Annotated in this window: 3 protein-coding genes and 1 pseudogene; all 4 read left to right on the forward strand. The window is 38.6% G+C overall.

Annotated features, from left to right (window positions below; genetic code table 11):
• On the forward strand, positions 1-1,288 hold a 1,288-nt coding region (locus tag ACFILT_RS04710; protein WP_375679669.1), incomplete at its 5' end, for an HNH/ENDO VII family nuclease.
• 21 nt (positions 1,289-1,309) lie between these two features.
• Positions 1,310-1,783, forward strand: a complete 474-nt coding sequence (locus ACFILT_RS04715) for an SMI1/KNR4 family protein (protein ID WP_375679670.1) — start codon at positions 1,310-1,312, stop codon at positions 1,781-1,783.
• Positions 1,780-2,358, forward strand: coding sequence for an SMI1/KNR4 family protein (locus ACFILT_RS04720; protein WP_375679671.1), 579 nt, complete (start codon positions 1,780-1,782; stop codon positions 2,356-2,358). The genes ACFILT_RS04715 and ACFILT_RS04720 overlap by 4 nt, the downstream gene beginning before the upstream one ends.
• Positions 2,359-2,465: 107 nt before the next feature.
• Positions 2,466-5,033 (forward strand): annotated as a pseudogene (locus ACFILT_RS04725) (DUF6990 domain-containing protein).
• The last annotated feature ends 19 nt before the right edge of the window (positions 5,034-5,052 follow it).

Consider the following 5,052-nt stretch of genomic DNA (forward strand, 5'->3'; position numbering starts at 1 on the left):
AGAGGAAGCGCGTATAAACGCAAAGATTGATGCGCAGTTTGCTGACTTTAGAGACCACACCATTGATGTTGCACGGGCTGCTGGGGGCGTTGCCGCTGCCCTTGCTGGTGGCGATGTTGATGCTGGCGTCGATGCCGCTGGTAATGCCGCTGCAAATAACTACCTCAGCAGTGCGCAACAAGCTCAGATGGAGAAAGAATTAAAGGGGTGTCCTGACCTTTTATGTGAAGCAGCAGTGTCTGCGAAGTGGTCTGCGATTAGTACAGGGCAAGATATAAGCTTTGGGGCTGGTATAGTAGCTGGTGTACCGGCTGAAATATACGATACGGTTGATGGTTTTTTCCAAATAGCCAAACATCCCAAAGAGACTTTGAAAGCGCTCAAAGATTTTTTCAGCAGTGGTGAGATTTTGGCGACAATTGGTCGGACCCTTGGACAGTCCTATGTAGATCGCATTAATAAAATGGAGGAGGAATATGAGCGAGCCGGTGCTGGTGGATCCTTTAAAGCTGGACTTGAATTTGGAAAATTATTGACTGAAACAGCATCCCTAATGACAGGAGTTGCTGGAGCAGCCAAGGGAGGCATAAAGCTTGTTGGCAAGCTTACCGAAAAAGCTCTTGCCAAATTAGTAGCTAAGGTTGAGGTAACGGCTGCAAAAGCAGGCAAAGACATCGCTCAATCAACGGAAAAAATAAGCGATAAAGCTGTTGCAGTTCATGAGCAAACAGGAAACAAAGCTTCTCAGACAATTGAAGAAGTCAGAAATAAAATAAAAGATATTTATCCAGAAAAAGACATTGCTCAATCAACGGAAAAAATCAGAGATGAAATTGCTAAAACTCAATATTTCACACAAGGAGAACATTTATGGTCAGACAGAAAATCCACTGTTTTTGAGCTTGAAATACCTCACAAAGGAGAAATAATTACTCAAAAATATGAAGTTTATGAGAGTGAAAAGCTGTTTAATCCTTACCGAATTGTTACTTGGATAGAAAAAGGGAAAGAAGTAGAAGGTAGAAATATTGAAAAGATGACAGCAGGAAGAGCGCCCATAGGATTTGATGATAAATCCATTGAATTCCATCACATATTGCAAACACATGATGGTCCTCTAGCAATGGTGACAAACGAGTTTCATAAAAAATATCATCGTATCCTTCATAATAGGCCTAAGGAAATGGGATCAGATATTGATAGAGATTTGTTTAAAAAGTTGAGAGAAGAACTTTGGATGTTATGTGCTGAATGTTATAAACCGAAAGATACAAAAATTAAAAAATAACAATTTATAGGAGAACAAATTATGAAAACTTACACCTTAGATGATGTTGCAGAGTTGGTTGAGAAATATAGTGATATTGTTGATTTTGGCACTGCAGAGGATGCGGTTAGTAATGAAAGGATTGAAGAAGCTGAGAAAATTCTTGGTGTAAAGTTTACAACTTCTTATAAAGACTTTTTAAAAAATTATAAAGGAGGAGAAATTGGAGGTTATGAAATATTTAGCATTTATAACGCAAGTTTTGATAAGTGTCCTGCTGGTGATATTGTTTTCTATCATTTGACGGATATAAAAAATGGTTTCGCAAAACCAAATCAGCTTGCCGTGAATAGAACTGATTTTGGTGAAACATTTTACTTTGATTATACTCAGTTTCAGGATGGTGAATGCCCACTTTACGTCGAGATTCCATCTGGAGCGTCACATTATTATGCAAGTAATTTTTATGAATTTCTCTGTAAAAGAATTAAGGACCATGCAGGGGAAGATTCATGAAAACCTACACCTTAGCTGATGTTGCAGTATTAATTGATAAAGTGAATAAATATGATGATGAGATTATCAATTTTGGTACTGCAAAAAATGCGGTTAATGATTTTGTAATTGAAAAGGCGGAGAAAATTCTCAGTTTACAATTTACATCTTCTTACAAGAGTTTTTTAAAAAATTATAAAGGAGGAGAAATTGGTGGCGAAGAAATTTTTAGCCTTTATAAGGATTGTGGGGAAGGTATTCCTGCTGGTGATATCGTTTACCAAAACTTAAATGATAGAAAACGTGGTTTTACGACACCAGAACAACTCGTTGTGAGTTATGATCTTGGTGAAACCTTTTATTTTGATTATACGCAGTTTCGGGATGGAGAATGCCCACTCTATGTCAGGCTTCCATCTGAAGATTGCGAATATTACGCCAGTAATTTTTATGAATACCTTTGCAAAAGGATTATAGTACACGCGGGAGAAGAGATACTTGATGGTGATCAATCGATTGAAAAGACTAAGAACACTCCCACTCCGCAACCTATCCCTTTTTACAAGAGCTTTTGGAAAAAACTATGGAGGGGATGACATTGGAGGTGTGGAAATTCTAGTTTTTTTAAAGACCCTCAGTACTACGCAAGTAATTTTTATGAATTTCTCTGTAAAAGAATTAAAGAGCACGCAGGGTAATGACGATGCAAACCAAAGATGCAACAGAGATTTTAAAAAGACTTGGCTGGGAGCCTCATCGCGATGAAATGGATGATATGTTTGCTTATTATCATCTCCCTGATCGTATCGTGCGTATTCACTATGGTGTTATAGATTATGGACGGGATAGCGGAAGATTGTGGGTTTCTGTCAGTCTTACTACAGCTGCCTATTGTCTTGGCTGGGAATACGCTAACGGTAAAGAATCTCAACCTCAATATGAGGCTATGCTGATTTCTTCAGAAGAGAATTTTGGAGTTACAGCACTAGAATTTTTTGAAAACCACGTTAAGGTAGCTTTAAATAAAGTGTTAGTTTGGGCGCACGCACAAGATATTGAGCAAAAATTACATGAAGAATCTGCTAATCATTCTCTTGTGGCAAAAGCCTTACTCGGCGATATTAAGGCTTTAAGGAATTACAAATCTATATCTCAATTATGTGTACCAGAGTTTTCTGATTATGAAAAGATGACACAGGTTGAGCGCGTCATCTTTTTTGCTGAAGCTTATAAAAATAATGAATTGGATGACATTTTAGCACGCAAAAAACCGAAACAGCGTTTGATGAGTCTTACAGCAGCAACGCGCATTCTTAAAACCCAAGGGTGGTTTGTTACGGAACCTGGAAAAATGTGGCTGATTTTGCCCGACCGCTTCATTCAATTTGATTTTGGTTTTATACGTCTTCCAAATGATGATTACAATGTTCATCTTGAAGCAGGGATCTCCAACGAAGATATTTCTGTAGCTTGCCATTATATTCACGATAGTAGAAAATGTAGGCAGATATCAGCTACAAATATTTATCAGTCTTTTAATACGATTGAGGGAGGGGTTTTTAGTGGTGTTGATAAAGGAATTGATATTCGTTTAGAGACATTAAATGAGCAGGAGCTTATCAAAATTTCTGAGCGGGTGATACAATGGGCGCGTGCTCAGGATTTAGAGGCAGCGATAGAAAGCAAAGCGCTTGTTCAAAAATATAGCTCCTGTCCCGATATCCCATGGCATTTGGCTTGTTTAGCATTAACAGGTCAAATTGATGTCTTGAAATCCTATCAAAATGCCGTAAAAGCAGGTACGATTTCTGAACATTTGGATGACGATGATGTGGAAAAATATGTTAATCACGCTGTTCAATTTGCTGAAGAATATCTGAGCGTTTTAAAGGAGCGAAAGGCGGCGGATGCACGTATTGATGTGCAATCTTTAGCTCTCCTTAATACAGTTTCTGAAGACTTAAAAAGGATGGACTGGACAGTCTATCGTGATAAAAATTACAATTGCAATGCTTATTTTATAAAGAAAGATCGTATCATTAACATAGTGTACGACCTTGATAAAAACGGAGAGACACCGCTTGTTACCTTCAAGGTTTCTCTTTCAACACTTGGTTTTTCTACAGCTTATCGATCTATTTTCATCAATACTCCCCAATATACCGTTCTTAAAGAGTTAGAAGATATATATACTGTGTCTGGTAATGAAGTTGATGAAGGTAAACTGAAGCAGATCTGTGCGGATATTTTGTGCTGGGCTGATCGACAAAATGTTAATCAAATCATCTATGATTATGCGGCTTTTCCCCCAGACAGTGAATATGATCTTATAATACGCCATTTTATTGCGCTTATTCTGATTGGAGTTGTTGAGAGGCTTAAGTTTTATAAAGAGAATTTTAGAAAGGGAAACTCTTTAAGCTTTGTGGAAGGTATCACGAAATATACGATTGACAACGCTCTTACTCTTGCACAGCGTTATTGAACAGGTTTTCCAAAAAATGCTCCGATTTTGTCCCTTGATTCCCAAACAGCATCTGTTGCTTCCAAAACTATTGCTGTTGAGGCGACAGAGGAAGCGGATGACACTGATGATCGTCTCACCATGGAAAGTGCTCATGCACTTTTAAAAAGCTTAGGCTGGTCAACCGAGAAAATCAATGAGAATGACCATATGGCAAGCTATCAATTGGCTGATCGTGAAGTAGATATTCTTTATAACGACGAAATTGCCAAAGATTGTCCGCAATTTGATAGCGCATTTTTGATTAGCACGGGCATTCTTTCCGCTGCTTGTAAATTCATTGATCCTACCTACACGGAAGATATTCCAGATATACAGCTTAATTTTGAAGCCAAGGGATTAGAAATCTTTGAACCAGAAGTCACTAGGGATCGTTTAACACAGGCGCTTGATGATGCTTTAGAATGGGCGGTAACAGACATTGACCTTTCTAAAAGACTTCGCTCTGATTATGGCACTGCTCCTTGGGAAAAAGGCGCCACGTCTAAAGCAAACGATACGGATTATGCTTTACTTCATCTTGGCGCTCTTGCTTTGTTGGGTGATGCTGAAACCTTACAATTTTATCAGCAAAGCTTTACGGCAGGGGACCACTTGGGCTTTGACGAGAGCATCAACAAAACCGACCTTGAACGTGCATTAGCTTTAGCCAAAGAAGTAGCAAAGGTGAAGCAAGTGAGCTACACTTTGATTGAACGGGTAGCAAAAGATTTTGATGATCACTCAGAGCTTTCTAGCGAGGAATAACCTCGCTCTTGGAAGGAGA

The organism is Bartonella sp. AP7XZML, assembly GCF_042195745.1.
Lineage (GTDB): Bacteria > Pseudomonadota > Alphaproteobacteria > Rhizobiales > Rhizobiaceae > Bartonella.

Excerpts from the sequence above, each read along its gene's own strand:
- ACFILT_RS04715 (WP_375679670.1), top strand. The coding sequence starts at position 1,310 with ATGAAAACTTACACCTTAGATGATGTTGCAGAGTTGGTTGAGAAATAT.
- ACFILT_RS04720 (WP_375679671.1), top strand. The coding sequence starts at position 1,780 with ATGAAAACCTACACCTTAGCTGATGTTGCAGTATTAATTGATAAAGTG.